We start from the raw sequence: 24869 nt of genomic DNA on the forward strand, positions 1-24869 counted from the left end.
TGTGACCGCTCGCTCCACTCAGCACCCACCACCACCGCCACCACCATCGCCGCCAAAGCCACCACCAGTACCGGGCCCCTGCGTGCTTCGACCCAGCTCCGGGAATATCACCACCAAGCGAATCACGAGATAGAGAGCCGCCAATAGCACATAGGCCGGGAGGTAGGCGCCTTCCAGCATTTCGTCACCGTGGAGATCAACCTTCGGGATGGCGAGCATAATCGTGACCAGGGCAAAGCCGATTTGATTCCCCATCGCCCACCAGGAGGTTATCGCCAAAAACAGCAAGGCTCCCACCAACCAAACCGCTTCAGGCAGCCCCGAAAACAGCCATCCGCTCACGGCCAGGAAAACCAACCATCGAAAGGCGGTAAGGGGCCAGTTATCGACTGCAAAGTCCATGACCATGGAACCTCAATGGCTTCATCGGGGCTGTGATTCCCCCACTTCACGTGGATGCGGGTCGTGTTCGCGGCGCTCTTCCACTTCGGCCGGTGTAATCGCCTCATGGTGTTCCGGCAAGGCTTGCTCGTTATCCCAGGCATGGGCGAGATAATTAAGAAGCTCAGCCAATTGCTCGTCGGAGAGCTGGTCAAAACCCGGCATAAAGCCGTTGTAGCTCACACCCTGGATCACCGTCTCCCCTGCCACGCCATGCACGAGAACGTCGATCAGGTAAGTCCGACCACCGTCACGATCCAGCATTTCGGGGACATGACCAGCAAGTGGTGGAAAATCGCCCTCCCGGCCCTGCCCGTCCCCACCATGACAGGCCATGCAATTGGCTTCGTAGAGGGTATAACCGAGCTCATGCCCTTCCAGGCCTTCCTCCACAGCGTGTTCACCCCGCTCTCCATCCGCAATGAAAAGGGCGTAACCCACAATCCCGGCCACCACACTCACTGCCAGAACCACGATACTGAGCAACGTACTGTTTCCCTTCACTCTATGCCTTGGGTACTGCATGGTCGAAAAAAACCTCTTGCCGTCAATCAAGCCTCATCCAGCCCGGCCTCAGCGTCACTACCCACCTGTTCACCCAGACTGGCGGACTCCGAATAGCCCTGCCGTTTCAAGCTGTTCAAGGCCTGGATGATCTCATTGAGACTGACCACTACGCCCAGGCGGCCCGCCTGCCTATAATGGTCCCGGCTGTCCGAAAAACGCTCACCTTTCTGGTATTGGCGAATATGGGAACACACATCCTTGAGCCGGGTATGCAGCTGGATCAAGGCAGAGACCAGATCGGGGTCCATGTACTCGGAGTACTTCATATTAATGATTTCCCAGAGATCATTGGCCTTATCATTGAACCAGCTATAGGCATTGTCCGTGAACAGGGAGTTCTCCTGTAGCTCAGCCAGCAAATCATCACCTTCCAACGTGGCCATGCGATCGAGAAAACGGCCTCTTTCGCTGCGCGCGCGCTCAACTCGCTCATGGGTGGATGCACCCGCTGCCGGGTCGGGATTGAAATGAAATACACGGGTGGTGACACCATCCCTTAGGCGGTTCACGTTTCGCCGGATCAGATAATCCACATGCGCTCGAACCACCCGCCAGCGCTTGTCCTTGGCTCGAACCAGCAAGGTGTCGATAATAAACAGTGTAAATGCCGCCCCCAGCAACTCGGTAAACAGCCCCAGGGTCAATTCCTCATGCACTTCCTGGATAAACCAGAGCAATGTCATGGTGAAAAAGATGGCAAGATAAACCGCCAGGGGGATTTCAGAACGGCTGAAGAAGGAGAATCGCCCTCTATCGGGTTTACCCTGCTCTGTCTCAATGGACTCATCGCTCATGAGCGACTCCTTAAAAAGGGGACATCAGGTTGGGAATCATTGGGGTCGACCATCCAACTCATAGGGCCCCTGACTGAATGCCAACCCGGTAATACGGCCTTCCTCGTTCCGAAGGAATCGAATCTCAAGATCGATATCCTCCCGGACAAAGCGTTCATCGCCTACATAATCCATCTCCACAGCCGGCTGTTCCTGCTGCGGGGTAGACGCTTGCAAGTAGAGGGTCCCATCCTCCCCGAACAGACGCAAAACCATATCCATAAAGGGGCCATCGTCATCATAAAGGGCGTATTCACCCTCGAAGTCGGACAAGGGCGGCCGATCCTCGGATGCCGTTGGGCGTGGGCTGGGGGTGCGCATCTCGACCTCCGGATCCAGAAGGTGGAGTGCCAGATCGGTCAGCCCGCCCTGCGTGGCAAGCCCGGTATCGGCCAGAACGACTACCCCTACGCCCCGCTCCCGGTCAATGGCCAGTTCTGCTGTCATGCCGGCAGTGCCCCCATTGTGAAAGAGGATGCTGCGATCGTTGAACGGTAACAACAACCATCCCCAGGCCATATCCTGATCACTGGGCGAGGCAAGCTGCTCATGGCTTGTGCGAATGGCCTTTCCGAGAGATCCATCCGGGGCATGGAGATTGGCCTGAGTAAAACGAATCATATCTTCCAGGCTGGCGCGCACCCCGCCCACGCCGGCAAGATTGTCGGAAAATCCCCAGGGAGTGACCGAATTGCCTAACTGATCGTGGCCTTGCACCACCGGGCCATCCAGGCTGGTGGCGGCCATTTCCAATGGTGAAAAAATATGCTCATCCAGCAGCGTCTGGAAACCCTCGCCACTGCGGTGGGTGATGGCCAGGGTCAGCAGCATGGCGCCAAAGTTGGAATACTCGAATGCTTCCCCGGGTGGCCGCGTGAGCTCCGTATCCGCCAACAGGGACAAGAGGGTATCGGCGTCCATATCCGCATAGGGATCATGGGGATCACTCATGAGCATATCGGAGGGCAGGCGGGGCAAACCCGATTCATGGGTCAGCAGGTGGCGGATGCGGATAGGCTCATCATCGTAACGAGGCACCGAGGCCCCGTCCGGCAGCAAATCCTCGACGGGCTCATCAATAGCCAGCGCCCCTTCTTCGGCCAAGGCAGCCACCACAACACCCTGCATGGCCTTGCTCACCGAACCGATTTCAAAGCGGGATTCAAGGTCCAGCGTCCGCCCGGCTTCATCGTCGGCGCAGGCGGTGGCCCATTCCACCGTCTCCGACACCCGCGCCGCCACCAGGCAAGCACCGGAGCGGTCGCCACCAATCCGCTCTTCCAGCACCGACTGCAAGTCCGAATCGGCCTTGCCCGAAACGGGTAGTAACAATGTGCTCATCAACAATACCTTCCATCCCAGACTGGATTTCATTTTCACTCCCCCGATATCAACCCACTCTAACAAGGCCCCAATCTTAGCGCCGTCGTTAAAGCAATGCAGCGCGATGTGACAAAGCCCCGATGCTATCGCACGAAGCAGCCCAAACTTGACATGAAATGGCCCAACGGCTGGCCTTGTTCGAGCTGACGAGCGGGCCACAGCGACACATACGAAAACCGCCCCGATGCCAGAAAGCACCGGAGCGGTTTCAGGACAGTGCCCGCCGCAGCCGGGCAAAGTGAACCGTCCACTTCAGTGTTACCACATGCGGGACAGTACATCCTGTTTTTCGGGATCCCGGCGACGCCAAATGGCCATGGCCGCATGACCGATGATCAGGGAAAACAGGAGATAGCCCGCCCAGCTGTGGAACAGGGTTGCCGGTGCCATCATCCAATCAATTGAATCGCCCTCGAAGCCCGGAAACAGCGGAATACCGAAGGGCTCAAAGGCACGGCCTGAACCATACTGCCGGAGCAGAGCCAGGAAGGGGATGACAATCATGAGCAGGTAAAGGGTGATATGTCCCAGCTTGGCCGGCAAACTTACCGACGGTGGGCGACGGGAGAGATTGGCCAACGCCCAGACACCGCGCAGCAGCACCAACAGGAAGATCAGCAAACCGGTCTCCCGATGCGTGCCCCAGAAAAAACCGTACAGGGCGGACTCGTCATCGAAAAATACTCGAGCCAGCACCGTGAGCAGCTGCCAGAGAATCACCAGCCCCATCCCCCAATGGAGGACACGGCTGACGGTTCCATATCGTTCCGTATTATCCCAAGTCTGCATTGACCGCCTCCTTAGCAAGAGAACACGGATAACAGCATAGTTGATGGGCCCATGATTATCATAATCTTTAACGCAGGGCCGCATCGATGCGACGGCGACTGTCCTCCAGATGAATCCGGGTCATTCGGTCGGCCGCACCCACCTCCAGGGTCTGGTCGATCTTTTCGCCGAGCTGCTGTAGCTGTTCGCGAACCAGTGGCCGGATATCGGACTGGCTGATATGCAGGTCGGCATTGAGGGGCGGATCGTCATTGCTGCTCACCCGCAGGTTGCCGGAGGCCGGCGGCTGCCAGTGCTCGGACTCGGCCTGATGCATCAGATAATGGGCCTGTTCCAGCCAGGCTCGCTGCATATTGCGCCGCCAGGTATCGATTTCCTGATTCTCATAAACCTCCCGCCAGACCATCTCCCGGGCGTCATCCAGCATCTCGGCCGGGTGATACGTCTCATCCCCCAGAAAGGCCTCGTGCTCGATCATTCGGGCCAGACGGGCATGATTCAGCAAACGTTGCACGGCCAGCTCCTGGTAAGCCCGGATCCGTTCCACCGCGCCGGCATGTTCCAGGCGTCTCAGCATGTCCATGTCCAGCGCCCACTCTGGGGTCTGCAGGACGTGCTCGTCGATAAAGGCCATGGCCTTGCGCTGGTAATCGGCATCGATAGGCGTATAGACCGGGCCTTCTTCACCAAAACGCTTGTGGTGGGTCCAGGAACCGCCCACGGCGGCCGCAGCGTGCTCGGCATAGCGATTCCACTGGGTCAGATTCTGCAGGTAATGGGTTTCCAGTTCGTAGTAATCATCACCTTCGCTCAGGACCCAGTCCATCAGTTCCTCGGTGGCGGTACGCAGATTCCGCATGCCGTATTCGGCCGCTTTCACCGGGTCATCGGAAATCCCCTCGGTCATGCGGTAGGGATCCCATTCCACATCCATGCCGAACTGCGGATGGGCGGAACGGAACCAGGGCTTGTCTGCCCGTTCCACGATCCAGCGGTTCAGGGTCTCGAACTCGTCTTGGGCGGTCTCGGCCTCGGGGATGGGGCGATAGCCCCACATAATGGCGAACTTGTCCCAGAGTCCGACGCGACGTTCCGGTGGCACCCCATCGCCGGGCTGGGCCACGTAATTGTAGCGGGTTCGGCCCACTGAGGAGGCCGAGTGCCCCATTTCCTCCACGAAGTCCGGCGAGCGCAGCTTGTCCACGGGATAAACAAAATTCGCCCGCTGGTTATGGGGCAGGCCCATGGCATGGGCCATCTCATGGGAGACCACATACCGCAGAGCCTCGCCCATGTCCTCCTCGGACAGCTCCGTGGTACGAAAGCGCGGGTTGGCCGTGGCCACCTGGGAAACCAGCCACCAGCGCAGCCGTTCTTCCAGGCCGTGATACATATTCATGTGACCACGCAGCACTTCACCGGAACGCGGGTCCACCACATCGCCACCGGCATTGGCCGAGCGCACCGGTGTGGCCACATAGCGGATCACGTTATAGCGGGCATCCAGGAGGCTGAATTCAGGATCCTCTTCCTCTGTGGGGGCCACTTTCACATCCACCGCATTCTTGAAGCCGGCCTTCTCGAAAGCATCCTCCCACTCCATGATTCCGGCCTTGAAATAGGGAATCCATTTCTCCGGGGTGGCCGGGTCGATGTACCAGACAATGGGCTCTTTGGGTTCCACCAGCTCACCCCGCTCAAACGCTTCCCTATCCTTGGGCTCCATGCGGTAGCGGCGCAGGTACTGATGGGGGCGTACGCCCTGGAAGTCCCGGGAGTAGTCCGTCTGAGTCACTGTAATGTAGGTTACCCGCTCGTCGGCCAGACGCGGCATCATGGGCTCTTCGGGCAACAGGATCATGGAATGGTTGATCTCGAAAGAGACCGTCCCGCCCCGTTCATTGGAGGGCGGATTTTCCGCGTCATAGCTGCGCACCGCCCGTATCTCGATATTCTCCGGAAAGGCCCGGGCAAACTCCAACCAGCTCCGATCCCCATCAAAGGCCTGGACGCCGAGATCGGCCCGCCGCTCACGCGGGAAGGAAAAGGCGGGGTGATCGTCGAGATAGAGTTCACTCACATCGACAACCGTGCTGCCATCACGGTCCATTTCCACCGGAAAGCTGGCAATCACCGGAGCGAAATTGGAGTTTTGAACCGCCAGATCCAGTGGCGTGCCCTCATCCGCCGTATTGCTGTAGGACTGGGTCCGCAAATAGACCCGGTCACCCCGCCGCTCCCACTGCACCACCATATTGGCGGTCATGCGGTCGCCGCCCCCACGGGCCGCCAGCCCCTCCTGGGCCTTGGCATAACGGCTCATCACCGCCATGTCGCGCCCCAGCATCTCATCGGGAATTTCGAACAACACCCGCTCATCCAGGGTGTAGACATTGAACAGGCCTTCATCCAACTCAGCCGACTGCAGGTCTTGGGAAGTAAGCCTGTCATCAGAAACACAAGCAGTCAGAATCAATACTAGAAGAAGAGAAAAACAACGAGCGAAAACAGGCATGAAGTCACCTCTGGCAAGGCAGTTGGCATTGTCCTACAGCAGAGCGACTCATCCTGCAGCAAGGAATCGTACAGTGCAATCGAGGACAACCCCTCCGGACACATCATCAGAATACCTGCGCCCTTTTTCCTCCAATATCCAATGACATGCAGAGAAGCCACGGCCTCCCTTTCTAAGGATTTTTAACCCAATAACAATAATGTTATATTGTTTCATGGGAGGGGGCATAAAAAATGGGGACACTAGAGAACGAAGTAATCACTGAATTCCTGCCTTCCTCCTATGGACAGCTCAAGGTCGCCGTCCATCTAAAACTTTCATCTTCAAACAAATCACTTCTAAGGCAAGGAAGCATTTTATGACTTCATTCGATTACACAGGAATAAAGACCTGGCTGTGCGCGCCATTTGCCATTGCCTTCGTACTTGGTTTCACAGCACCCGCATTCGCTACCACCGTACCCAACGAATTCCAGGCAGGGGAGGCCGCCAGCGCTGAAGAGGTGAATGCCAATTTCGAGGCGCTCGCTCAGGCTATCGGGAACCTCCAAAATGAACTGGATGCCGTCACCAGTGAGAACGAGACACTGACAGAGAAGGTTGAGGCCCTGGAGCAAGAGGTCGACCGCCTGGAGAGCTCCGTCAGCACGGTTGGGAACGAAGTAACAGTCCTGTCCGCCAACACAACGGACCAGGAGAACCGCCTCGCAGAGATCGAAAGCAGCGATCTATTCGCCATCGAAAACTTCCTGGTGGACCTGGAAAGCTTTTTGGATATCCATTTCGTGTCGCCAAGCGATACTGCGGTTGAGGGCCCGATCATTCGATTGACTGGCGCCAACTTACAGATCGTCAATCAGAGCCAAGAACAACGCACACCCGACGGTACCGGCAACCTGGTGGTTGGCTTCTCCGAGGCGCGGGAGTTCAACAATGCTCAACCGTTCTGCTCCCACGGAGACTATGACAACCAGGGCGACTGTGAAAACGAGGGTTATACCTGGGCTATTACCCACAACTCTGGCTCACACAACATCATTGGCGGCAACAAGGCTGCCTATTCAAGAACGGGTGGCCTTGTCGTCGGCTTAAACAATTCGGTGCACAGAGCCTATGCCAGCGTCACCGGCGGACAAGAGAACCGGGCCGGCGGCTATACCGCCACCGTCGCCACGGGGCGCCGAAACAAAGCCACCGGTGGTGGGGCCAGCGTCCTGTCCGGCTATTTCAACGAGGCAACCGGCCTTTACGCCACAGTCAACGGTGGTCGGGAAAACGTGGCCAATGGCCCGCATTCCACCGTCACCAGTGGTATGAGAAATCAAGCCAATGAGAGTTACTCCAGCGTTACCGGTGGCCATGAGAATCAAGCCGATGGGAGTCGTTCCACCATCACTGGCGGCCGGGACAATAGAACGACGGCTAGTTACAGCGTCATTAGCGGTGGCGAAGGGTGCGGCATGTATATTCAAGGAACATGGGGTGCAATCGATGACGATGGCGTGGCCTTGGGGGATTGCTAATGAAACCGTCAAGCACAGAAGGCCCGAGAATAAGGCTGCTGGCCCTACTTTTCGTCCTAACACTGTTGCTGGGCGGCTGTTCCAGCGGCAGCGATGGTGGTAGTGACGGCCCGGATTCCGAAGCATCCACGGAATGTAGCTGGAATGAGTCGGACTGGGATGAATGCGACTGGGGCTAGAAACACCGCTTTCCTACTCGTTAGGGGCGGCTTCCGCCGCCCCTTTTTGCGAAGCCTCAGGGCATACAGGTATTCAGTCTTAGGGAACACCATCGATGGCCTGAGCAATCCAGTTTCTGGCCAATTGATTCACTTCTTCCGAATGGCGGCCACGGCTATCCACCGGCGGGCCGATACGGACCGTGATGGTGCCAGCCTGCTTGCGCCAGCCTTTGACCGGCCAGAAACGCCCGGAATCCACTGCGACAGGAACCACCGGGGCATCGGCCGCGCAAGCCAGGCGCGCACCCCCGCCCGCAAACCGACCCAGCTCGCCAACGGGATTACGAACGCCTTCGGGGAAGAGGACAAGAGAGCGGCCCTGAGCCAGATGCGCCTTGCCCTGCTTTTCCACCATCTTCAAGGCACGACGGTTGGCCTTGCGGTCAATACCGATTTCCTCCAGTGCCCGCAGCGCCCAACCATAGAAAGGAATCCGGAACAGGGATCGCTTGATAACCCAGGACAGGCGCTGAGGGAAAATCGTTCGAAAGGCAACGGTTTCCCAGGCGGACTGGTGGTTGGAGAGGATCACGGCCGGTGTTTTCGGGAGATTCTCAAGACCGATGACCCGGTGGCGGATACCCAAAGTCAACCATAGCCAGAATAAAACACAACAACACCAGAGGCGGGCCACATCCTCCCGCAGGCCATATGGCATGAACCACAAGGCCAGCACCAACAGTGCAAAAAAGGGCGTCATCAGCGCCACCCCGATGTGGAACAGCACAAAACGCAGCCCATCGAACATCATTTCTCCCTCGTCATGGAAGCCGAGACCGGGCAAGCGTCAGGCATCGCCCTGAGACTCGCTTAAGTATCGGCCCCATTGTACATCTGGAGGAATGTGGATTTGTGGGCTTTTCCTGCCTCTGAAAGGCGAATAGCCCGAACTATTCGCGACGGATATGATAGAATTCGCGGCTTACTTTTGTCGCCCACCCTATTTCAGCGGGAAGTCCCTCCAGTGTAGACCCTGAAAATCTCACCTTTGTGATCGCCCCAGGTCACGGTTCTGGCCCTCAGCCCCAAGCTCGACCCCCAGGGCCAATCCAGTCCAATCAACCTCATGGGCCGCCCAAGCACTACGCCCGACATACAAACAGGGCGAACGGTCCAACAATTCCATATGCAACGGCCAGCCTCTGGTGTGTCTGCCTCACCAGGCCCCGTGATTTATAACCTCAGAACCCAAGAGATGTTCAATGATCCAGTCCATCAGGCAGAACTGGTTTTCCAATATCCGTGGCGATTTCCTCGCCGGTACCGTCGTTGCCCTGGCCTTGATTCCCGAAGCCATTGCCTTCTCTATCATTGCTGGTGTAGATCCCAAAGTCGGGCTTTATGCCTCATTCTGTATCGCCGCCGTTATTGCTTTCACCGGCGGCCGGTCCGGCATGATTTCAGCAGCCACCGGGGCCATGGCCCTGTTGATGGTGACTCTTGTTCGTGACCACGGCCTGGAATACCTGCTGGCAGCCACGGTCTTAACAGGCCTGATGCAGATTACGGCCGGGTACCTGAAACTGGGCAGTCTGATGCGATTTGTGTCCCGCTCGGTGGTGACTGGATTTGTGAATGCGCTGGCAATCCTGATTTTCATGGCCCAACTGCCAGAGCTAACCAATGTGACCTGGCCTGTTTATGCCCTGACACTGGCTGGCCTCGGCATCATCTACCTCTTCCCCTATATACCGTACATCGGGAAACTTCTGCCCTCACCATTGATCTGCATTGTTGCCATTACCGCCATAGCTATGTACTGGGGCGTGGATATCCGCACCGTCGGTGACATGGGAGACCTGCCGGATACCTTGCCCGTTTTTCTCTGGCCGGATGTTCCCCTGAACCTGGAAACCCTGATGATCATCCTGCCCTATGCCATCATGCTGACAGTAGTGGGCCTGCTGGAGTCCATGATGACCGCAACCATTGTGGATGATCTAACCGATACCAAGAGCGACAAGAACCGGGAATGCAAGGGTCAGGGCGTGGCCAATACGGTCTCCGGTTTCTTCGGTGGCATGGCCGGCTGTGGCATGATTGGTCAGTCCATTATCAATATCAAATCAGGTGGTCGGACCCGGCTGTCCTCTCTATTCGCTGCCGTTATTCTATTGTTACTTGTAGTCTTTCTCAGCGACTGGCTATCCATCATCCCCATGGCCGCTCTGGTGGCGGTGATGATCATGGTCGCCATCGGCACCTTCAGTTGGGGCTCGATCATCCATCTGAAAAAGCACCCCATGTCCAGCAATATTGTCATGGTCACCACCGTGGTTGTGGTGGTCGCCACCCACAATCTGGCCTACGGGGTCTTTGTCGGGGTATTGCTGGCAGCCATGTTCTTTGCCAACAAGGTCGGGCACTATATGCATGTCCGCAGCTCCATGAATGAAGACGGCAGCCAGCGTATCTACAAAGTTGTGGGCCAGGTATTTTTCGCCTCATCAGCCCAATTCACGGAATCCTTCGACTTCAAGGAGGCCGTGGAAAAGGTAGTCATCGACCTCACTTCCGCCCATTTCTGGGACATTACGGCGGTGGAGTCCCTGGACCGAGTCATTATCAAACTGCGTCGTGATGGCGCAGAAGTGGAAGTGGTGGGCATGAACGAAGCAAGCAGAACACTCGTCGATCGCTTTGGGGTGCACGATGATCCCAAGGAAGTGGAAAAACTCATGGGAGGCCACTGATCATGAAACATATCTTTGCCTGTATCGATGGCTCACCGTCATCCGAAGCGGTCTGTGATGCCGGCGCCTGGGTCAGCCAGCGTGTTGGTCGTAAACTGATCTTGCTGCATGTACTGGATAAAAAGGTCTTCCCCACCCGGACGGATTTGAGCGGCAACCTAGGCGTGGACACTCGTGACCATCTTCTTGACGAGCTGGCCGAATTGGATGCCCGACGCAGCAAGTTGGCCCTGGAAGCGGGGAAAAGGCAGTTACAGGTGGCCGTGGCTCGCGTCAAAACAAAGGGCGTGGACTCCCCGGAAACCCTCCAGCGCCATGGTCACTTCGTGGAATCCCTGGCTGAGCTCCAGGAAGATACCCGCCTGCTGGTACTTGGTCGCCAGGGCGAAGCGCATGACAGTGGTGAGGGAATCGGCAGCAATCTGGAAAACGTGATCCGCACCCTGAGTTGCCGGATACTGATCACCCCACCCGATTTCATACCGCCCAAAAAAGTACTGCTGGCCTATGACGCCAGCCCCACCGCCAAGAAGGTACTTTACATCGTCTCTCGCAGCCCACTGTTCAAGGGCATCCCCATCCACTTGCTGATAGTGGGTGAGAGTAGCGAAGAGAAACAGCGCCTGCTGGACGAGGCCAGGGAACAGCTGGAAAAAGAAGGCCACGCCGGTGTGATAACTGCTTTAAAGCCCGGTGAAGTAGAGGAAACCATGCTGGGCTATCTGGCTGATGAAGAGTTGGACATGATCATCATGGGTGCCTATGGCCACTCGCGCATTCGCCAGTTCCTGGTGGGCAGTACGACGACAAATCTCCTGCGCAAGAGTCCAGTACCGATCCTGTTGATGCGGCAATAATTAGGAGAGGCAGCGCATGCCACTGATTACTGAAATGCTCCATCCCGAATTGAGCTGCCTCGATGGTCGCTGCCTCCGGCGGCAGTATAGATGTGGGTGAAGCCCTGGCCCACAACCAGGCAGTGATGGCACGACGGGAAAAAACCATGGGCCTGTCCATCCAGCGGGAGACCTTCATGCTGGGGCAGCTGTCAGAAAAGTTAGGGGGGAATAACCAGTCTGCCGTAGCCTGATTCAGGCTGTGCAGGGAAGGCAGATCAGGCCGATTGGCCGAGCTGCGCCTCGGCGAGCTGAAAGCGAGCCATCTGGGTGGAACTCCCAAGCCCGGGATAGACGGGCCCAATGTCAAAAAAACGCACCTGATAGCCCTGGCGCTCGGCCACACCATACGCCCAGTGCCGAAACTTCGCCCGATCCCATTCAAAATAATGACCGGGGTGGCGTTTCTCGCCGGGAGCCATGCCATGGACGGGGTTGTACTCGGCATTGGGCGTGGTCACCAACACCAGATGCGGTCGCGCATGGCCGAAAACTGCCCCCTCCACGCGGGACAGACGGCCAGGTTCGATGTGCTCGATGGTCTCGAGCATGACCGCGGCGTCAAACCCCTTCAGCCGCCGGTCAGTCTCCTCAAAGGACGCCCGATGAACCCGGACGCGAGCACTCTGGTCCAGCGGATCCAACCCCAAGGTCCGGCGCGCGGCCTGCAACGCCTTTTCATCGATATCGATGCCCACCACCTTTTCAAAGCGGGGCTCTTCCCGCAGCCGCATCAGCAACTCCCCCGTGCCACAGCCCAGGTCCTGGACCGAGCGCACACCGTCGCAGCGCAGTTGGGAGAGGATGGTTTGCAGGCGTTCTTCGTGCAGGGGAGAGGGCATGAGCGTTGAAAATCTACGGCATGAAAAGCGCGGAGAGTAGCATATCCGGGCTCTGAAGGCTCACCAGAGGTCATGCCGGGCGCTGGATCCGAGTCTGGCGTAATCACTATTGCATCCCGTTCCCGGACAAATGGGCCGCAAAGCCCTCCCGTGCTTCACGCGTGATCTCGGCCAGGTCAGATGACGCTGTTCTTAGCGCGCTAATATATGAACTTCACCCCTAAGCTCAGAGCAGATAGATCATAGCCGCTCTCATCTAAATACTGTGTGTACTCAATATTCAAACCAAATTGGTCTGATGAATAAATATCCACACCGAAGCCGTAGGAAAACCCGCTGTCAGTATCAGAATCCGAAAAGCCATTGGTCGAAAATGTCGCTTTGGCGTCTGTGAAACCGAATAAGCCATAAATGGATGCGGATTGTCCTAACGGAAAATGCCCGACAGCATAGACACCAAACAGGCGATCAAGCTCCATATCAACGTCCACGGCAAGGCCAAAATCATCAATACGAACCGTGTCATCAGAAAGTCCTAAGCCGAGCCGCCCTTCAATAGCAACCTGATTTGCAAAAAAGTGCCCGAGACGTCCTGTAAGCAACGTAGGATTAGCATCGTTCGAGACACCATCCTCATCGTAAGCCAGCTGGGAAAAGTGCACTCCTCCATACGACGTCCCATGGTCTATGGAGCTACCCATAGCAATAGATGGCGAAGCAATAGCTAGCGAAACCAACAGCGCAAAACATACTATCCGAGAAGAGACAACATTCTTCATTTCACCCCCCCATTGGTGGTTGAATTCACTTGGCACTTCAACGTTTAGTTTAAGTTGCAAGAATAATAATGCAACACAAACTATCGAATAATAAAGCGTAGATCATTAACCTTCAGTCACCCTGGCTGGGAATCTGAGCGTGCGATCATAGGCTTCCATTGACTCCATAGTAGAGAAGTCGAACTGATATTCGTAGCCGATAATTCCGTGCCCGGTGGGTTAGTAGAACTAATCGACATAGACATTATTGTCCTTCATTCGGCCTTCGAGTGCTCTGGCACTGGATTCGAAAGAGCTGTCATTGCCATCCGTGATGAAAACCGGAGGTTAGTCGGGTGTCATATTCTGCTTAGCGGGAGCGAGTTCATAATTGATCGAGACAATGGTATAGCCATGGGCGGCCTGGGAGGCTTCAGGGCATTGCAATACGTGCACCGGAAATCTATAATCGTTATTCGACGATAATCGAAATGGAGTATTCCCGTAATGCCCGAGACCTGTTGCCATCCAGCCAATCTGGATCTGACCCCCGAGGCCCGCGACGAGCAACTCGCCGCCATGGCCCGTGCGCTGGGCAATCCGGCCCGGGTGCGCCTGTTGCGGTATATCGCGAGCCAGGACGAATGCATCAGCGGGGAACTGGTGGATTACATCGGCCTGGCCCAGTCCACCGTCTCCGAGCATTTGCGCATCCTCAAGGAAGCCGGGCTTGTAGTGGCCGAGCCCCGCCCGCCCCGGACCTGCTTCAAGGCCAACCGGGACGCCCTGGATCGCTTCCGGGATTTGCTGAACGCCCTGTAAGGCATTTTTTTAACACATTTATCGTTTTTCGACGAAAAACGAAAGGTAGACCATGAGCCAGCCTGAGCAGACAGCCAGCCAACCCACCCGAAAACGGCTCGGCCTGCTGGATCGTTTTCTGACCCTGTGGATTTTTCTCGCCATGGGCGTTGGCGTTGTCCTGAGCACGATCTTCCCGGGGCTGCCGGACGGCCTGGAATCCATGAACATTGGCGAGACCAACATCCCCATCGCCATTGGCCTTATCCTGATGATGTATCCACCCCTGGCCCGGGTCCGCTACCACGAACTGCCCCAGGTGTTTCGGGACTGGCGGGTGCTGAGCCTGTCGCTGGTGCAAAACTGGTTGATTGGCCCGGTGCTGATGTTTGCCCTGGCGGTCATCTTCCTGCGAGATCACCCCGAGTACATGACCGGCCTGATTCTCATCGGCCTGGCTCGCTGCATTGCCATGGTCATCGTCTGGAATCAGCTTGCCGGTGGCAACAATCAATATGTCGCGGGCCTGGTGGCTTTCAACAGCCTCTTTCAGCTGGCCTTTTTCAGTGTCTATGCCTGGTTCTTTCTGAGTGTGCTGCCCGGCTGGATCGGGCTCGGCGGCCAGGTCATTGATGTGGGCTTCATGACCATTGCCCAGGCCGTGCTCATCTATCTCGGCATTCCCTTCCTGGCGGGTTTTCTGACCCGGCTGTGGCTAACCCGTCGCAAGGGCGAGGACTGGTATGAGAAGCGCTTTATCCCCACCATCAGTCCCCTGACCCTGGTGGCTCTGTTGTTCACTATCATTGCCATGTTCAGCCTCAAGGGTGCCGCCATACTGGAGCTGCCCCTGGATGCGCTTCGTATTGCCGTGCCGCTGGCTATCTACTTTGTAACCATGTTTGTGGTGAGCTTTTTCATGGGCCGGCTCATCCAGGCCGATTACCCGCGAACCACGGCCGTGGCCTTTACCGCAGCCTCCAACAACTTCGAGCTCGCCATTGCGGTGGCCATCGCCACCTTCGGCCTGGGCTCTGCCGTGGCCTTCGCCACCATCATCGGCCCCTTGGTGGAAGTACCGGTACTCATTGCTCTGGTGAATGTGGCCCTCTGGCTAAAACGCCGTTATTTCAATGGCGCTGACTGGCGCCCCATGGGCCAATCAGCCCAAACGAAGAGGGAGGCTCAAAGCCATGACTGACAGCGCGCACGAAAAAAGCATCCTGTTCCTCTGCGTGGCCAATGCGGCCCGCAGCCAGATGGCCGAAGGCCTGGCCCGAACCCTGCTCCCGGACGATTGGCGCATTGCCTCGGCCGGCTCCGAGCCCGGCACACTGGACCCGCGCGCAGTCACTGTCATGCAGGAAATCGGCATCGACATCAGCGACCAGTATTCCAAGTCCATCGACAGCCTGGATCTCACGAGCTACCACTGGATCATCACCCTCTGCCAAGAGGAAGTGTGCCCCATCGTTTCTGGTCAGTTCGAGCGTAAACACTGGCCGAGCCCCGACCCGGCCAGGCACGAGTCTGACGATCTCGACGGCTTCCGAGAAACCCGAGAGGCGATAAAAACAATGCTGAAAACCCAGTTCAGGGAACATCTCGAAGGGACTTGAGTAAAACGTTACTCAGATTGATCGAAATCAAGCGTTGGGCGCGTGGAAGATTTATGATGAACCCTGGGGTGAATGGAGGGGCGCTTGCACAGCCAGGAGGCGCCCGCCTCCCAGATGATGCCCACAAGATCGCCAAGGGCAATTTCCGGTCTGTACACGGGCTAACAGGCTATGGCGCAGGATTCGAGTCATCACCAGGCCAACTGCCAACGCTGGCATACGCTATCCGCGGAGGAAGTGCGTGAGGCCCAGGGTGTAGGACGGGAGGGGCTGAGCAGCGATGAAGCCCAAGCGCGGCTAGAGGAACACGGCCGGAACGAGCTCAAGCGCCCGGAGGGCAGCAGCACCCTGAAACGCTTTCTGCGCCATTTCCACAACATCCTGATCTACATTCTCATTGCCGCCGCGATCGGCACCGCCCTGCTGGGCCATTGGGTAGACACCGCCGTAATTGCGACAGTGGTATTGATCAATACCCTGATTGGCTTTGTCCAGGAGGGCAAAGCGGAAAAGGCGCTGGATGCCATTCGTAAGCTGCTCTCACCCGTAGCGTTGGTGGTGCGGGATGGCAAGCGCCGCGAGATCCCCGCCGACGAGATCGTCCCCGGTGATCTGGTTCATCTGCAAGCCGGTGACAAGATCCCGGCGGACCTGCGCCTGGTGGACACCAAGAACCTGCGCATCGAAGAAGCCGCCCTGACCGGGGAATCGGTACCGGTGGAGAAGGACCTGGCCCCGGTGACAGACGATGCCCCGCTGGGTGACCGGGCCTGCATAGCCTACTCCGGCACGCTGGTCACCTTTGGCCGCGGCGTGGGCGTGGTGGTGGCCACCGGTGACGGCACGGAGATTGGCCGCATTTCCAGCATGCTGGGCGAGGTGGAGAGCCTCCAGACCCCGCTGGTGCGCCAGGTGGAACAGTTTGGCCGCTGGCTCGCCGCCATTATTATTGCCATCTCCGTGGCCACCTTCGCCTTTGGCTACTGGGTGCGCAGCTACCCCCTGGACGAAATGTTCCTGGCTGCCGCCAGCCTGGCGGTATCCACCATCCCCGAAGGCCTGCCCGCCATCATGACCATCGCCCTGGCCATTGGCGTGCAGAAGATGGCTAGGCGCAATGCCATCATTCGCAAGCTGCCCGCCGTGGAGACCCTGGGTTCGGTATCCGCGATTTGCTCCGACAAGACCGGTACCCTCACCCGCAATGAAATGACCGTGCAGGTGCTCGCCTTTGCCGACCGGCAGGTGGAAGTGGACGGCGTGGGTTATGCCCCCCATGGAGAATTCTCCGCCGAAGGCCGTGACATCAACCCGGAGGATGAGCCGTCGCTCTGGGAGACCTTGCAGGCCGGCCTGCTCTGCAATGATGCGCAGCTCTACCAGCAAAATGGCGACTGGGTCATGGAAGGCGACCCCACCGAAGGGGCCCTGCTCACTGTGGCCTGCAAGGCAGGCTTCGACCCACAGCAGCATCATGAACACCATCCCCGCATCGATGGCCTGCCCTTCGATTCCGATACCAAGTACATGGCCACCCTGCACCACGATCATCGTGGCCATGAAGTGATCTACCTCAAGGGCGCCCCGGAACGCCTGCTGTCCTTATGTGACCGACAGATGGGACGACAGGGGCCCGAGCCACTGGATACCACCCATTGGGACAGGATCATGGATGCCATTGCCGGCCGCGGACAGCGACTACTGGCAATCGCCGCCCGTGATGCCGACTCCGGGCAAAGCACCCTGGACTATGAGCATGTGGAACAAGGGCATTTCACCCTGATGGCTGTAGTCGGCATCATGGACCCGCCCCGGGATGAGGCCATCCGAGCCGTCGAGGAATGCATCACCGCCGGTATCCGCGTAAAAATGATCACCGGCGACCATCTCATCACCGCCAGCGCCGTGGGCGAGATGCTCGGTATTCATCGTCAGGGCCAATATCAGGAAGGCGATCAGGATGGAGGCCAGGAGGAGTGTCGGGCCATCAGCGGGCAGCAGCTGGATGACATGGACGATCAGGCCCTGCGGGTGGTGGTGGCAAACACGGACGTCTTCGCCCGCACCACCCCGGAACACAAGCTGCGCCTGGTCGAGGCCCTGCAGGCGGGTGGACGCATCGTGGCCATGACCGGCGATGGCGTGAACGATGCCCCCGCTCTCAAGCGTTCGGATGTGGGCGTGGCCATGGGCCGCAAGGGCACCGAGGCCGCCAAGGAAGCCTCCGAGATGGTGCTGGCCGATGACAACTTCGCCTCCATCGCCCACGCCGTGGAGGAAGGCCGCACGGTCTACGACAATATCCGCAAGGCCATCCTGCACATGCTGCCCTGTAATGCCGGGCAGTCACTGACCATCATGATGGCCATCCTCATGGGCCTGGCCCTGCCCCTGACCCCGGTCCAGGTACTGTGGGTGAACATGGTCACCTCCGTGACCCTGGCCATGTCCCTGGCCTTCCAACCCAGCGAACCCGGCGTCATGTCCCGACCACCCCGCGAAGCAGATGCCCCCCTGTTGAGCGGCTTTCTGCTCTGGCGCATTCCCTTCGTGGCCATCTTGCTCTGGATCGGCACCTTCGGTCACTTCGTCTACATGGAGCAGCTGACCGATGCCTCCGAGGAATTGGCCCGCACCGTCGCCATCAACACCCTGGTGGCCGGCCAGGCCTTCTACCTTCTGAACCTTCGGCTAATCTTCCAGCCGGTACTCACGGGCTGGGAACTCTTCCGCTCCAAGGCCATATGGTCTGCCCTGGGCATTCTGGTGATCCTGCAACTGAGCTTCACCTACCTCCCCTTCATGAATACCCTCTTCGGCCTGGAACCCATCGGCCTGTCCGACTGGACCCGCATAATGGCCTTCGGCCTGGCAGTATTCATCATCGTGGAACTGGAGAAGTGGGTATTGCGGAGGACTTCCTGGGTGGAGACTGGAGATGGCGAGACCAACCCGCCTTCAAATCAACCAAGGCGCGCCTGATCAAGCGATTACCGTTCAGGCGCGTTCATCACTAATATACCTTGTCATAAAAACACTATTTGGATCCTTAGCATAGCTGCCAAACGGCCCGCATGGTTTGAACCCGAAGGCTGAGTATAGCTTCCTTGCGGGTTCGAAGAACCCCATTGAACCAGTCTCAAGACTAAGTTGACTGTATCCACGTCTTTTAGCTTCAAGGATAATGTGGCTTAGCATTTTGGATGCCATACCTTTTCGCAAATAGGGCCGTGCGGTTTTCATCGACTTAATTTCTGCATGCTCCTCCGACAGATGCTTCAACGCCCCAACACCCACGAGCTCTTTACCGTCCCACATAGACCAAAACATGATGTCACGTCCACGCAGCCCATCCAGATCAAGCGCATGCCGACTCTCAGGTGGAGCAGTTGGCGCCATTGACTCAAGATGCTCGCGTATCAACGCGACGACTTGTGGACTATCCAAGTTATCAAGTCTTATTTCCACAGCTGCCTCCTGACGTCTGCATTATAACCCACGCGACGAAGTGGCATCGACTTGAATAAATCGTCAGACTTGTTGCTATGGGGTCGGAAGTGCATCAATGGATTGCAGGATCGCACGAGTTATCTGTTCTCGCTTGGCAAGGTCGCCAGTTCGATTGGGAGTATCGATGTTGAGTGCGAAGAAGACCGGCCCGGACGGCCACTCAACCCAGCCAACCCACCAGCCCATCTGGCCGTCCCAACCGGTCTTTGCACGTAGAATCCAGTCTGTTCCAGCTTCAACAATCATAACGTCCTTCACTAGGCGTTGATGCTCGGATTGGAAGGGAAGATCATTTTTGTAAAGCCACTTCAGGAATGAGACTTGCTCTTGGGCAGAGATACCGAGATTACCATAGATCCAGTAATCGCCTTCGTCAGTTGATGGGTCGGCGTTACCATAGTCGATCCTTCTTAGGTAGCGCCCCGCCCTCTCCTCACCAATATCTTTGGCGAACTGCTGAAACACCCAGACTGCCGAGCTCCGCATGGCCGAACGAAGATTCTGGTCATGATTGTGACCAGCAAAGCTTCGTTCAACTCCGTCCCACTCAAACACCTGAAACTCATCGCGAACAGCACCGGCATCCAGCGCGAACAGCGTATGCGGGATCTTGAATGTGGAGGCAGGGGAAAAGCGTTTGCTTGCTCGTTCCTGTCCATAGACCCACATAGCGCGGCTCTTTTCACGTTCGTCAGCCACCACGATCGTGCCTTTAGCATCAAACTCGTCGAAGAACCCGGCCCAATCAGAACGCTCCTGATCAGCACCGTAGATCGGGAAGGCGACAGCTAATAATAAAAACGAAAGGGATTGGACTCGCATTGTTTCTCCAAAGGTCTAACGCCCGCCATAAGCGGCCGAGTGAAACAAGGTCCGGCGCACGGAGTGCGCGAACTTGGTGGCTTGGTTAAGCCTCATCACGGAAAACTTTGCGCATGAGTGCGTTTGGAACGACTACTCCCCGCAACTCGGGCGCCCGTTGTTCAATTATGCAGAACCCGAATTTTTCAAAGAAAGGCTGAGCCGTCCGACTGACATCGGATGTCAGTTCTGTCAAACCAAGCGAGACTGCCTCACTGTGAAGAGTCGACATCAATAACCTTCCAATTCCCTGGCCTGGGTGATATCCAGAGACGAAAAAGTGGTCAATATAGCCAGAAGGCTGCAGATCAGCATAACCAACAATCTTTCCGTTAATCTCTGCGACAAATGGCTTAATATCACGAATCTTCCGTGCCCAAAGCTCCTGATCCAAGCGTACCGGCGCCCAAGCATTAATTTGCTCCGGTGTGTAGTCGCGACTTGCAACACGATGAATCGCCGAGTGAAAGACTCCGAAAAGCTCGCGCTCTTCACCAATACGAAAGCGACGGATATGCACAATTGCTCCTGTGAGGCTTACGCCGGATTAGGCATTATTGCACGAACTCGTCAGGCAGCTTGCAGGCAGCACAGACCCACAAGGCTTACAGCTCTCGCCTTCTGAATCCAAAGGTCCTGCAGTGATGCCCTGCCGAAAATTCCGGCAAACCCACTCCATAAATCGTTCCGGCAAGCCTGCCTGATGGTTTACCCTAGCACCTCGACCTCCGATCATAGCTAGAAACTCCTCAGGCACGTCTGAGCGAGCTTTTCCCAAATACCAGAACTCTTTACCAGCAAACACATACGGGACTCGGGTGTCTTTATCCAGCATTCCTTGATGAAATGGGTTGGGAATCTGAAACCATGAACCTTTCTCATCTTGCCAGTATAAGTTATCGCCGCATCGCTCTTTCCACCCACCAGTCATTAACGGCTTCTTATATTGAAATATAGGGTCGTAGAAATATTCGTTCATGTGGATTCGCTCATCCACCTTCATCGCATAGATGAATTGGTAGCCTTCACTTTTTGGAGAAAATCCAGCTATCCAATCACCCTTTCTGACCGCACTACCTTGGTGGTTCGGGGTACAAACCGCCAAAGTACACCAGCCATCAAATGGATTTGGGGCCAGCCCAGAGTCGACGTTGACGATGTACGTGTAGAGCCTGCTCAAAGGTCCCCCTAAATGCTTAACGCTTCAACTCCGCCGCGCCCTCGCCGAAGGCGAGGACGTCGGATGGAGTTGTTGGTTGGGTGACGATGCAGCCCAGGCCGTCACAAAGCTCATGAACACGAGTAATAAAAAGCCAGGCGCATATAGCCATGCAGCATTTAGCAGGATTGAGAACGGCTCCACCTTGGCGATAACAAGATACGCTGTCGCGTCCCAAGCTAGGATCGCGGCAACAGAAAAAAGACTACAAACGATCAACCGACCACGGGAATTCCCCATGTGGGCGGCCCAGATGGATGGGATTAAAAACGCTAACGCGAAAATGGCGAACGATAGCGCGTACATACGAAGGGACGCTCCACTCTGCGCGAGAAAAATGAGCGAGAGCCCTATGTATGCAATGACTGGAATGGCGGCTTTACGCATTTACTGACACACAACGCAAAGCTGAGCGGCGGGCTTGGAGCGCAGCGCAAAGCCCGTCCGGCGGAGGCCCGACTAGGGCCGGAGCGTACTCAAGCGCCTGGTTATGGGGATTAACCACCACAAGATAACCTACGACGCTCCGCATATTCCTCAGTCACCCCATTTCAATAAGCAGTAATATGAAAGATATCCATGCAATTATGACGAAAAACTGCGCGCCATTCCGCCATACATTGGGCCCTTGATATCTTTTCGTGCTTCGCCACAGTACAATCAATGAATAAACCGTATAGCCTCCGGATATTAAGACGAACCCACCAACCAAACCAGAGAGTTCAGCTATCGCAGCTCCCACAAACAATGCGACAAACCCACCAACCCAATATACGATCCAGAAAGCAATCGGCAATGGAACATCACCCTGCCAAAGTCGCGCGAAAACGTTCTCATCCGGATCAGTTCCGTAACCAGGGCGCGCAGCTATAAATTCTGCAGCATCTGACTTTTCTCTTTCAGACTGATAAACATCGTAATCGATACCCCTATCAGCCAATTCCTTATGCGCGAGCTCTTTAGCCTCAGGAGTTAATCCTCCCCCTGCGACAAGGTCAACTAAGTCGTCTGTGCCCGACTCTCGATAGCGACTTTCTAGCTCCTCTTTATTGGGCTTATCCATTCAAGACTCCCTAACTAACTTTATTCCTCGGGACTGATTGGGAGCCCTCTACCCTTCGAGCCTAAAAGATAGAGCCACCAAATATTTAGAGCAATCAACCCGATAGGAATAGTCCCGGCAACAGCATGGCCATTGACAAACAGAATAAATGACGCACCAATCAACGCGGTGTTATTGCAGTATCGTGACTGCTTCATAACTCCACCATTCCGGCAAAAACGAGCAAGCAAAAAAACTATATAGGTCAGCCCCTTAGGTCCTAAGCGGTCAATATCTCGCGTATTCGCTTGCCTTCCACATTCTGTGAATTCAATCATACTCCCCGGCCAGGCACGATCATTGCCCAGGCTGGTGAAGGTCGAAATAGTTTGGGAAGTCGAACGCATGGCGGGGCCTGCTCCTTGGCTTTGGTCTCAGCATAGCGCATTGAGGGGATTTTTCGAGGCGGGAACGTAAAAGGCCGGCATCACGGTGGGTGACGCCGGCCGTTTTTTTGGCTTTAGGCGGGCTTATCCGGCCTTTCGCAGCTCTTCCTTGTCGTCGAGCTGGGCGAAGGCCTGCTGCAGGTCGGCGATGATGTCTGCGGGGGTTTCCAGGCCGACGGAAAGGCGGACCAGATCATCGCTGATGCCGTGCTCGGCGCGTTCCTCGGGGCTGAGCACGGAGTGGGTCATGCTGGCCGGGTGCTGGATGAGGCTTTCGGCGTCACCCAGGGAGACGGCGCGGCGGATCATGGTGAGGCTGTTCATCAGGGTGCGGCCGGCTTCCACGCCGCCCTTGATGTCGAAGGCCATGATGGCGCTGAAGTCGGCCATCTGCTTTTTGGCCAGGGCGTGCTGGGGGAAGCTTTCCAGACCCGGGTAATAGACCCGCTGCACATGGGGCTGAGCCTCCAGCCATCGGGCGATATCCATGGCGGTTCTGGACTGACGCTCCATGCGCACTTCCAGGGTCTTCAAGCCCCGCATGAGCAGGAAGGCGGTGAAGGGGGACATGACCGCGCCGGTGAAGTCCTTGAGGCCGGTGAGGCGGATGTTGAACATGTCTTCTTCACTGCCCAGCAGGATGCCGGCGACCAGGTCGCCATGGCCGCCCAGGTATTTGGTGGCGGAATGGACCACGAAGTCCGCACCCAGTTCGATGGGGCGGGTGTTGACCGGGGTGGCGTAGGTGTTGTCCACAGCCACGCAGGCGCCGTGCCGCTTGGCGATCTTGGCCACGGCCTCGATGTCCACCAGGTCCATGGTGGGATTGGCCGGGGTTTCGAAATAGACCACTTTGGTCTTGTCGCTGATGGCGGCTTCGAGATTAGCGGGATCGGAGAGATCCACATGGGTTACTTTAATGCCGAACTCAGCCAGGCCGTGGTTGAAGAAGGCGTGGGTGCAGCCGTAGAGGGTGGTGTCGGTGATCAGCTCATCACCGGGGCGCAGGATGCTCCACATCAGGGCGGTGATCGCACCCATGCCGGAGGCAAAACCCAGCGCGGCCTCGGCCCCTTCCAGGGCGGCCATGCGCTTTTCCAGCAGTTCCACGGTGGGATTGGAGATACGGGAGTAGAAGTGCCCCGCCTCCTCACCCGCAAAGCGGGCAGCACCCTGCTCGGCACTGTCAAAGGCGAAGGTGGAGGTGATATGCATGGGCGGGGTCAGCGCGCCCTGCTCCTCGGAGGGCTCGTAGCCGTAATGGATGGCACGGGTGGCGAAACCTGAATGTTTATCGGCAGCCATGACTGTACTCCTGATCTTCCGAATCGTTGGCGAATGTCCAGCCTTGATCCTAGACCGGGAGACGGGGCAGGTGTTTCCAATTTGACCCCCTTGGTCGTAGTATTTTGGCAGATTCTGCTAATATGGGTTCGATATGGACAAGATTGATCGTAAAATCCTTCATGAGCTGCAACTCGACGGCCGCCTGAGCAATCAGGAGCTGGCCCAGCGGGTGAATCTCTCTCCTTCCCCCTGCCTGCGCCGGGTTCGGCGCCTGGAAGAAAAAGGGATCATCCGGGGTTATATGGCGGTGGTGGACCAGCAGGCCTATGGCTACCCCATCACGGTCTTCGTGCGGGTCGCCCTGGCCCGCCATGACACGGACACGGTGCGCGGCTTCGAGGAGCGGGTGAAGGAGATCGAGGAAATCATCGATTGTTTTCTGATGACCGGGCAGCGGGATTACCTGATGCGGGTGGTCACCGGCAGCCTGGAAGACTATGAGCACTTCGTGCGCGAGACCCTGCACACCATCCCGGGCATCGCCTCCATGGACACCAGCTTCGCCTACGGGGTGGTAAAACGCTCCCCCGTCCTGCCCTCCGGATAAGCAAAGAGCGGCCGATG

24 protein-coding genes are annotated in these 24869 nt (G+C 57.0%); 9 read left to right on the plus strand and 15 right to left on the minus strand.

The annotated features are described in order from the left end of the window. Positions 1–18: 18 nt before the first annotated feature. From J2T60_RS06950 to J2T60_RS06975, 6 genes are all read right to left on the minus strand, one after another. Entirely contained in the window at positions 19–402 is a 384-nt protein-coding gene (locus tag J2T60_RS06950; protein WP_253447285.1) for a hypothetical protein, read from the minus strand. Positions 403–423: 21 nt separating this feature from the next. Continuing rightward, positions 424–927 carry a c-type cytochrome gene (locus tag J2T60_RS06955; protein ID WP_253447288.1) on the minus strand — a complete coding sequence of 168 codons (504 nt, stop codon included), beginning with the start codon at positions 925–927 and terminating at the stop codon, positions 424–426. A gap of 65 nt (positions 928–992) precedes the next feature. Then, positions 993–1802 (minus strand): hypothetical protein, encoded by an 810-nt coding sequence (locus J2T60_RS06960; RefSeq protein ID WP_253447291.1) that lies wholly within the window; start codon positions 1800–1802, stop codon positions 993–995. Positions 1803–1838: 36 nt separating this feature from the next. Beyond that, complete coding sequence (locus tag J2T60_RS06965; RefSeq protein ID WP_253447294.1) at positions 1839–3215, minus strand: serine hydrolase; 1377 nt, start codon at positions 3213–3215, stop codon at positions 1839–1841. 267 nt (positions 3216–3482) lie between these two features. Beyond that, on the minus strand, positions 3483–4013 hold the full coding sequence (locus tag J2T60_RS06970; RefSeq protein WP_253447297.1) for a cytochrome b: 531 nt from the start codon (positions 4011–4013) through the stop codon (positions 3483–3485). Positions 4014–4080: 67 nt separating this feature from the next. After that, positions 4081–6528 (minus strand): zinc-dependent metalloprotease, encoded by a 2448-nt coding sequence (locus J2T60_RS06975; protein ID WP_253447300.1) that lies wholly within the window; start codon positions 6526–6528, stop codon positions 4081–4083. A 358-nt stretch (positions 6529–6886) separates the two neighbouring features. Here J2T60_RS06975 and J2T60_RS06980 point away from each other — a divergent pair, with 358 nt between their 5' ends. Further along, complete coding sequence (locus tag J2T60_RS06980; protein WP_253447303.1) at positions 6887–8050, plus strand: hypothetical protein; 1164 nt, start codon at positions 6887–6889, stop codon at positions 8048–8050. 258 nt (positions 8051–8308) lie between these two features. Here the strand turns inward: J2T60_RS06980 and J2T60_RS06985 are convergent, their stop codons facing one another. Then, the gene (locus J2T60_RS06985; RefSeq protein ID WP_253447306.1) at positions 8309–9019 is read right to left on the minus strand and encodes a lysophospholipid acyltransferase family protein; all 711 of its coding nucleotides are present in this window, start codon (positions 9017–9019) and stop codon (positions 8309–8311) included. A 454-nt stretch (positions 9020–9473) separates the two neighbouring features. Here J2T60_RS06985 and J2T60_RS06990 point away from each other — a divergent pair, with 454 nt between their 5' ends. The 3 genes from J2T60_RS06990 (at position 9474) to J2T60_RS07000 (ending at position 12054) form a co-directional block, all read left to right on the plus strand. Further along, positions 9474–10964, plus strand: a complete 1491-nt coding sequence (locus J2T60_RS06990) for a SulP family inorganic anion transporter (protein ID WP_253447309.1) — start codon at positions 9474–9476, stop codon at positions 10962–10964. 2 nt (positions 10965–10966) lie between these two features. Then, positions 10967–11821: a universal stress protein gene (locus tag J2T60_RS06995; RefSeq protein ID WP_253447312.1), complete on the plus strand. Its 855-nt coding sequence runs from the start codon at positions 10967–10969 to the stop codon at positions 11819–11821. Between the two features lie 62 nt (positions 11822–11883). Next, complete coding sequence (locus tag J2T60_RS07000; RefSeq protein ID WP_253447315.1) at positions 11884–12054, plus strand: hypothetical protein; 171 nt, start codon at positions 11884–11886, stop codon at positions 12052–12054. Between the two features lie 24 nt (positions 12055–12078). Here the strand turns inward: J2T60_RS07000 and J2T60_RS07005 are convergent, their stop codons facing one another. Both J2T60_RS07005 and J2T60_RS07010 read right to left on the minus strand, forming a co-directional pair. Further along, positions 12079–12702, minus strand: a complete 624-nt coding sequence (locus J2T60_RS07005) for a methyltransferase (protein ID WP_253447318.1) — start codon at positions 12700–12702, stop codon at positions 12079–12081. Between the two features lie 200 nt (positions 12703–12902). After that, complete coding sequence (locus tag J2T60_RS07010) at positions 12903–13481, minus strand: porin family protein (protein ID WP_253447321.1); 579 nt, start codon at positions 13479–13481, stop codon at positions 12903–12905. Positions 13482–13967: 486 nt separating this feature from the next. Here J2T60_RS07010 and J2T60_RS07015 point away from each other — a divergent pair, with 486 nt between their 5' ends. The 4 genes from J2T60_RS07015 to J2T60_RS07030 all read left to right on the plus strand — a co-directional run bounded on the left by J2T60_RS07015 (position 13968) and on the right by J2T60_RS07030 (position 18862). Next, positions 13968–14282: an ArsR/SmtB family transcription factor gene (locus J2T60_RS07015; RefSeq protein ID WP_253447324.1), complete on the plus strand. Its 315-nt coding sequence runs from the start codon at positions 13968–13970 to the stop codon at positions 14280–14282. Between the two features lie 52 nt (positions 14283–14334). Next, a complete protein-coding gene (gene arsB / locus J2T60_RS07020) occupies positions 14335–15462 on the plus strand; it encodes an ACR3 family arsenite efflux transporter (RefSeq protein WP_253447328.1) in 1128 nt (375 codons plus the stop codon). After that, positions 15455–15880 carry an arsenate reductase ArsC gene (locus tag J2T60_RS07025; protein WP_253447331.1) on the plus strand — a complete coding sequence of 142 codons (426 nt, stop codon included), beginning with the start codon at positions 15455–15457 and terminating at the stop codon, positions 15878–15880. Before arsB ends, J2T60_RS07025 begins: the two co-directional genes overlap by 8 nt. A 171-nt stretch (positions 15881–16051) precedes the next feature. After that, the gene (locus tag J2T60_RS07030) at positions 16052–18862 is read left to right on the plus strand and encodes a cation-transporting P-type ATPase (protein WP_253447334.1); all 2811 of its coding nucleotides are present in this window, start codon (positions 16052–16054) and stop codon (positions 18860–18862) included. A gap of 15 nt (positions 18863–18877) precedes the next feature. Here J2T60_RS07030 and J2T60_RS07035 read toward each other — a convergent pair whose 3' ends face one another. The 6 genes from J2T60_RS07035 to J2T60_RS07060 all read right to left on the minus strand — a co-directional run bounded on the left by J2T60_RS07035 (position 18878) and on the right by J2T60_RS07060 (position 24263). Then, positions 18878–19348 (minus strand): GNAT family N-acetyltransferase, encoded by a 471-nt coding sequence (locus J2T60_RS07035; protein WP_253447336.1) that lies wholly within the window; start codon positions 19346–19348, stop codon positions 18878–18880. A gap of 75 nt (positions 19349–19423) precedes the next feature. Further along, the gene (gene blaOXA / locus J2T60_RS07040) at positions 19424–20212 is read right to left on the minus strand and encodes a class D beta-lactamase (RefSeq protein ID WP_253447338.1); all 789 of its coding nucleotides are present in this window, start codon (positions 20210–20212) and stop codon (positions 19424–19426) included. A gap of 85 nt (positions 20213–20297) precedes the next feature. Then, positions 20298–20771 carry a GNAT family N-acetyltransferase gene (locus J2T60_RS07045; RefSeq protein ID WP_253447340.1) on the minus strand — a complete coding sequence of 158 codons (474 nt, stop codon included), beginning with the start codon at positions 20769–20771 and terminating at the stop codon, positions 20298–20300. 27 nt (positions 20772–20798) lie between these two features. Continuing rightward, positions 20799–21431 (minus strand): Nmad2 family putative nucleotide modification protein, encoded by a 633-nt coding sequence (locus tag J2T60_RS07050; protein WP_253447342.1) that lies wholly within the window; start codon positions 21429–21431, stop codon positions 20799–20801. 580 nt (positions 21432–22011) lie between these two features. Next, positions 22012–22533 carry a hypothetical protein gene (locus J2T60_RS07055; RefSeq protein ID WP_253447344.1) on the minus strand — a complete coding sequence of 174 codons (522 nt, stop codon included), beginning with the start codon at positions 22531–22533 and terminating at the stop codon, positions 22012–22014. Between the two features lie 509 nt (positions 22534–23042). Beyond that, positions 23043–24263 (minus strand): methionine gamma-lyase, encoded by a 1221-nt coding sequence (locus tag J2T60_RS07060; protein WP_253447347.1) that lies wholly within the window; start codon positions 24261–24263, stop codon positions 23043–23045. Positions 24264–24396: 133 nt separating this feature from the next. Here J2T60_RS07060 and J2T60_RS07065 point away from each other — a divergent pair, with 133 nt between their 5' ends. Then, positions 24397–24852: an Lrp/AsnC family transcriptional regulator gene (locus J2T60_RS07065; RefSeq protein ID WP_253447350.1), complete on the plus strand. Its 456-nt coding sequence runs from the start codon at positions 24397–24399 to the stop codon at positions 24850–24852. Positions 24853–24869: the final 17 nt, after the last annotated feature.

The sequence above is a fragment of the Natronospira proteinivora genome (assembly GCF_024170465.1).
In the GTDB taxonomy this organism is placed as follows: domain Bacteria; phylum Pseudomonadota; class Gammaproteobacteria; order Natronospirales; family Natronospiraceae; genus Natronospira; species Natronospira proteinivora.

What these genes read in the sequence shown, in the direction of transcription:
- J2T60_RS06985 (WP_253447306.1), bottom strand. Translation starts at nt 9,019, where the DNA reads ATGTTCGATGGGCTGCGTTTTGTGCTGTTCCACATCGGGGTGGCGCTG.
- J2T60_RS07010 (WP_253447321.1), bottom strand. Translation starts at nt 13,481, where the DNA reads ATGAAGAATGTTGTCTCTTCTCGGATAGTATGTTTTGCGCTGTTGGTT.
- J2T60_RS07005 (WP_253447318.1), bottom strand. Translation starts at nt 12,702, where the DNA reads ATGCCCTCTCCCCTGCACGAAGAACGCCTGCAAACCATCCTCTCCCAA.
- J2T60_RS07065 (WP_253447350.1), top strand. Translation starts at nt 24,397, where the DNA reads ATGGACAAGATTGATCGTAAAATCCTTCATGAGCTGCAACTCGACGGC.
- J2T60_RS06980 (WP_253447303.1), top strand. Translation starts at nt 6,887, where the DNA reads ATGACTTCATTCGATTACACAGGAATAAAGACCTGGCTGTGCGCGCCA.
- J2T60_RS07000 (WP_253447315.1), top strand. Translation starts at nt 11,884, where the DNA reads ATGGTCGCTGCCTCCGGCGGCAGTATAGATGTGGGTGAAGCCCTGGCC.
- J2T60_RS07030 (WP_253447334.1), top strand. Translation starts at nt 16,052, where the DNA reads ATGGCGCAGGATTCGAGTCATCACCAGGCCAACTGCCAACGCTGGCAT.
- J2T60_RS07015 (WP_253447324.1), top strand. Translation starts at nt 13,968, where the DNA reads ATGCCCGAGACCTGTTGCCATCCAGCCAATCTGGATCTGACCCCCGAG.
- J2T60_RS07025 (WP_253447331.1), top strand. Translation starts at nt 15,455, where the DNA reads ATGACTGACAGCGCGCACGAAAAAAGCATCCTGTTCCTCTGCGTGGCC.
- J2T60_RS06950 (WP_253447285.1), bottom strand. Translation starts at nt 402, where the DNA reads ATGGACTTTGCAGTCGATAACTGGCCCCTTACCGCCTTTCGATGGTTG.
- arsB (WP_253447328.1), top strand. Translation starts at nt 14,335, where the DNA reads ATGAGCCAGCCTGAGCAGACAGCCAGCCAACCCACCCGAAAACGGCTC.
- J2T60_RS07055 (WP_253447344.1), bottom strand. Translation starts at nt 22,533, where the DNA reads ATGGATAAGCCCAATAAAGAGGAGCTAGAAAGTCGCTATCGAGAGTCG.
- blaOXA (WP_253447338.1), bottom strand. Translation starts at nt 20,212, where the DNA reads ATGCGAGTCCAATCCCTTTCGTTTTTATTATTAGCTGTCGCCTTCCCG.
- J2T60_RS06975 (WP_253447300.1), bottom strand. Translation starts at nt 6,528, where the DNA reads ATGCCTGTTTTCGCTCGTTGTTTTTCTCTTCTTCTAGTATTGATTCTG.
- J2T60_RS07060 (WP_253447347.1), bottom strand. Translation starts at nt 24,263, where the DNA reads ATGGCTGCCGATAAACATTCAGGTTTCGCCACCCGTGCCATCCATTAC.
- J2T60_RS06970 (WP_253447297.1), bottom strand. Translation starts at nt 4,013, where the DNA reads ATGCAGACTTGGGATAATACGGAACGATATGGAACCGTCAGCCGTGTC.
- J2T60_RS06990 (WP_253447309.1), top strand. Translation starts at nt 9,474, where the DNA reads ATGATCCAGTCCATCAGGCAGAACTGGTTTTCCAATATCCGTGGCGAT.
- J2T60_RS06995 (WP_253447312.1), top strand. Translation starts at nt 10,967, where the DNA reads ATGAAACATATCTTTGCCTGTATCGATGGCTCACCGTCATCCGAAGCG.
- J2T60_RS06965 (WP_253447294.1), bottom strand. Translation starts at nt 3,215, where the DNA reads ATGAAATCCAGTCTGGGATGGAAGGTATTGTTGATGAGCACATTGTTA.
- J2T60_RS06960 (WP_253447291.1), bottom strand. Translation starts at nt 1,802, where the DNA reads ATGAGCGATGAGTCCATTGAGACAGAGCAGGGTAAACCCGATAGAGGG.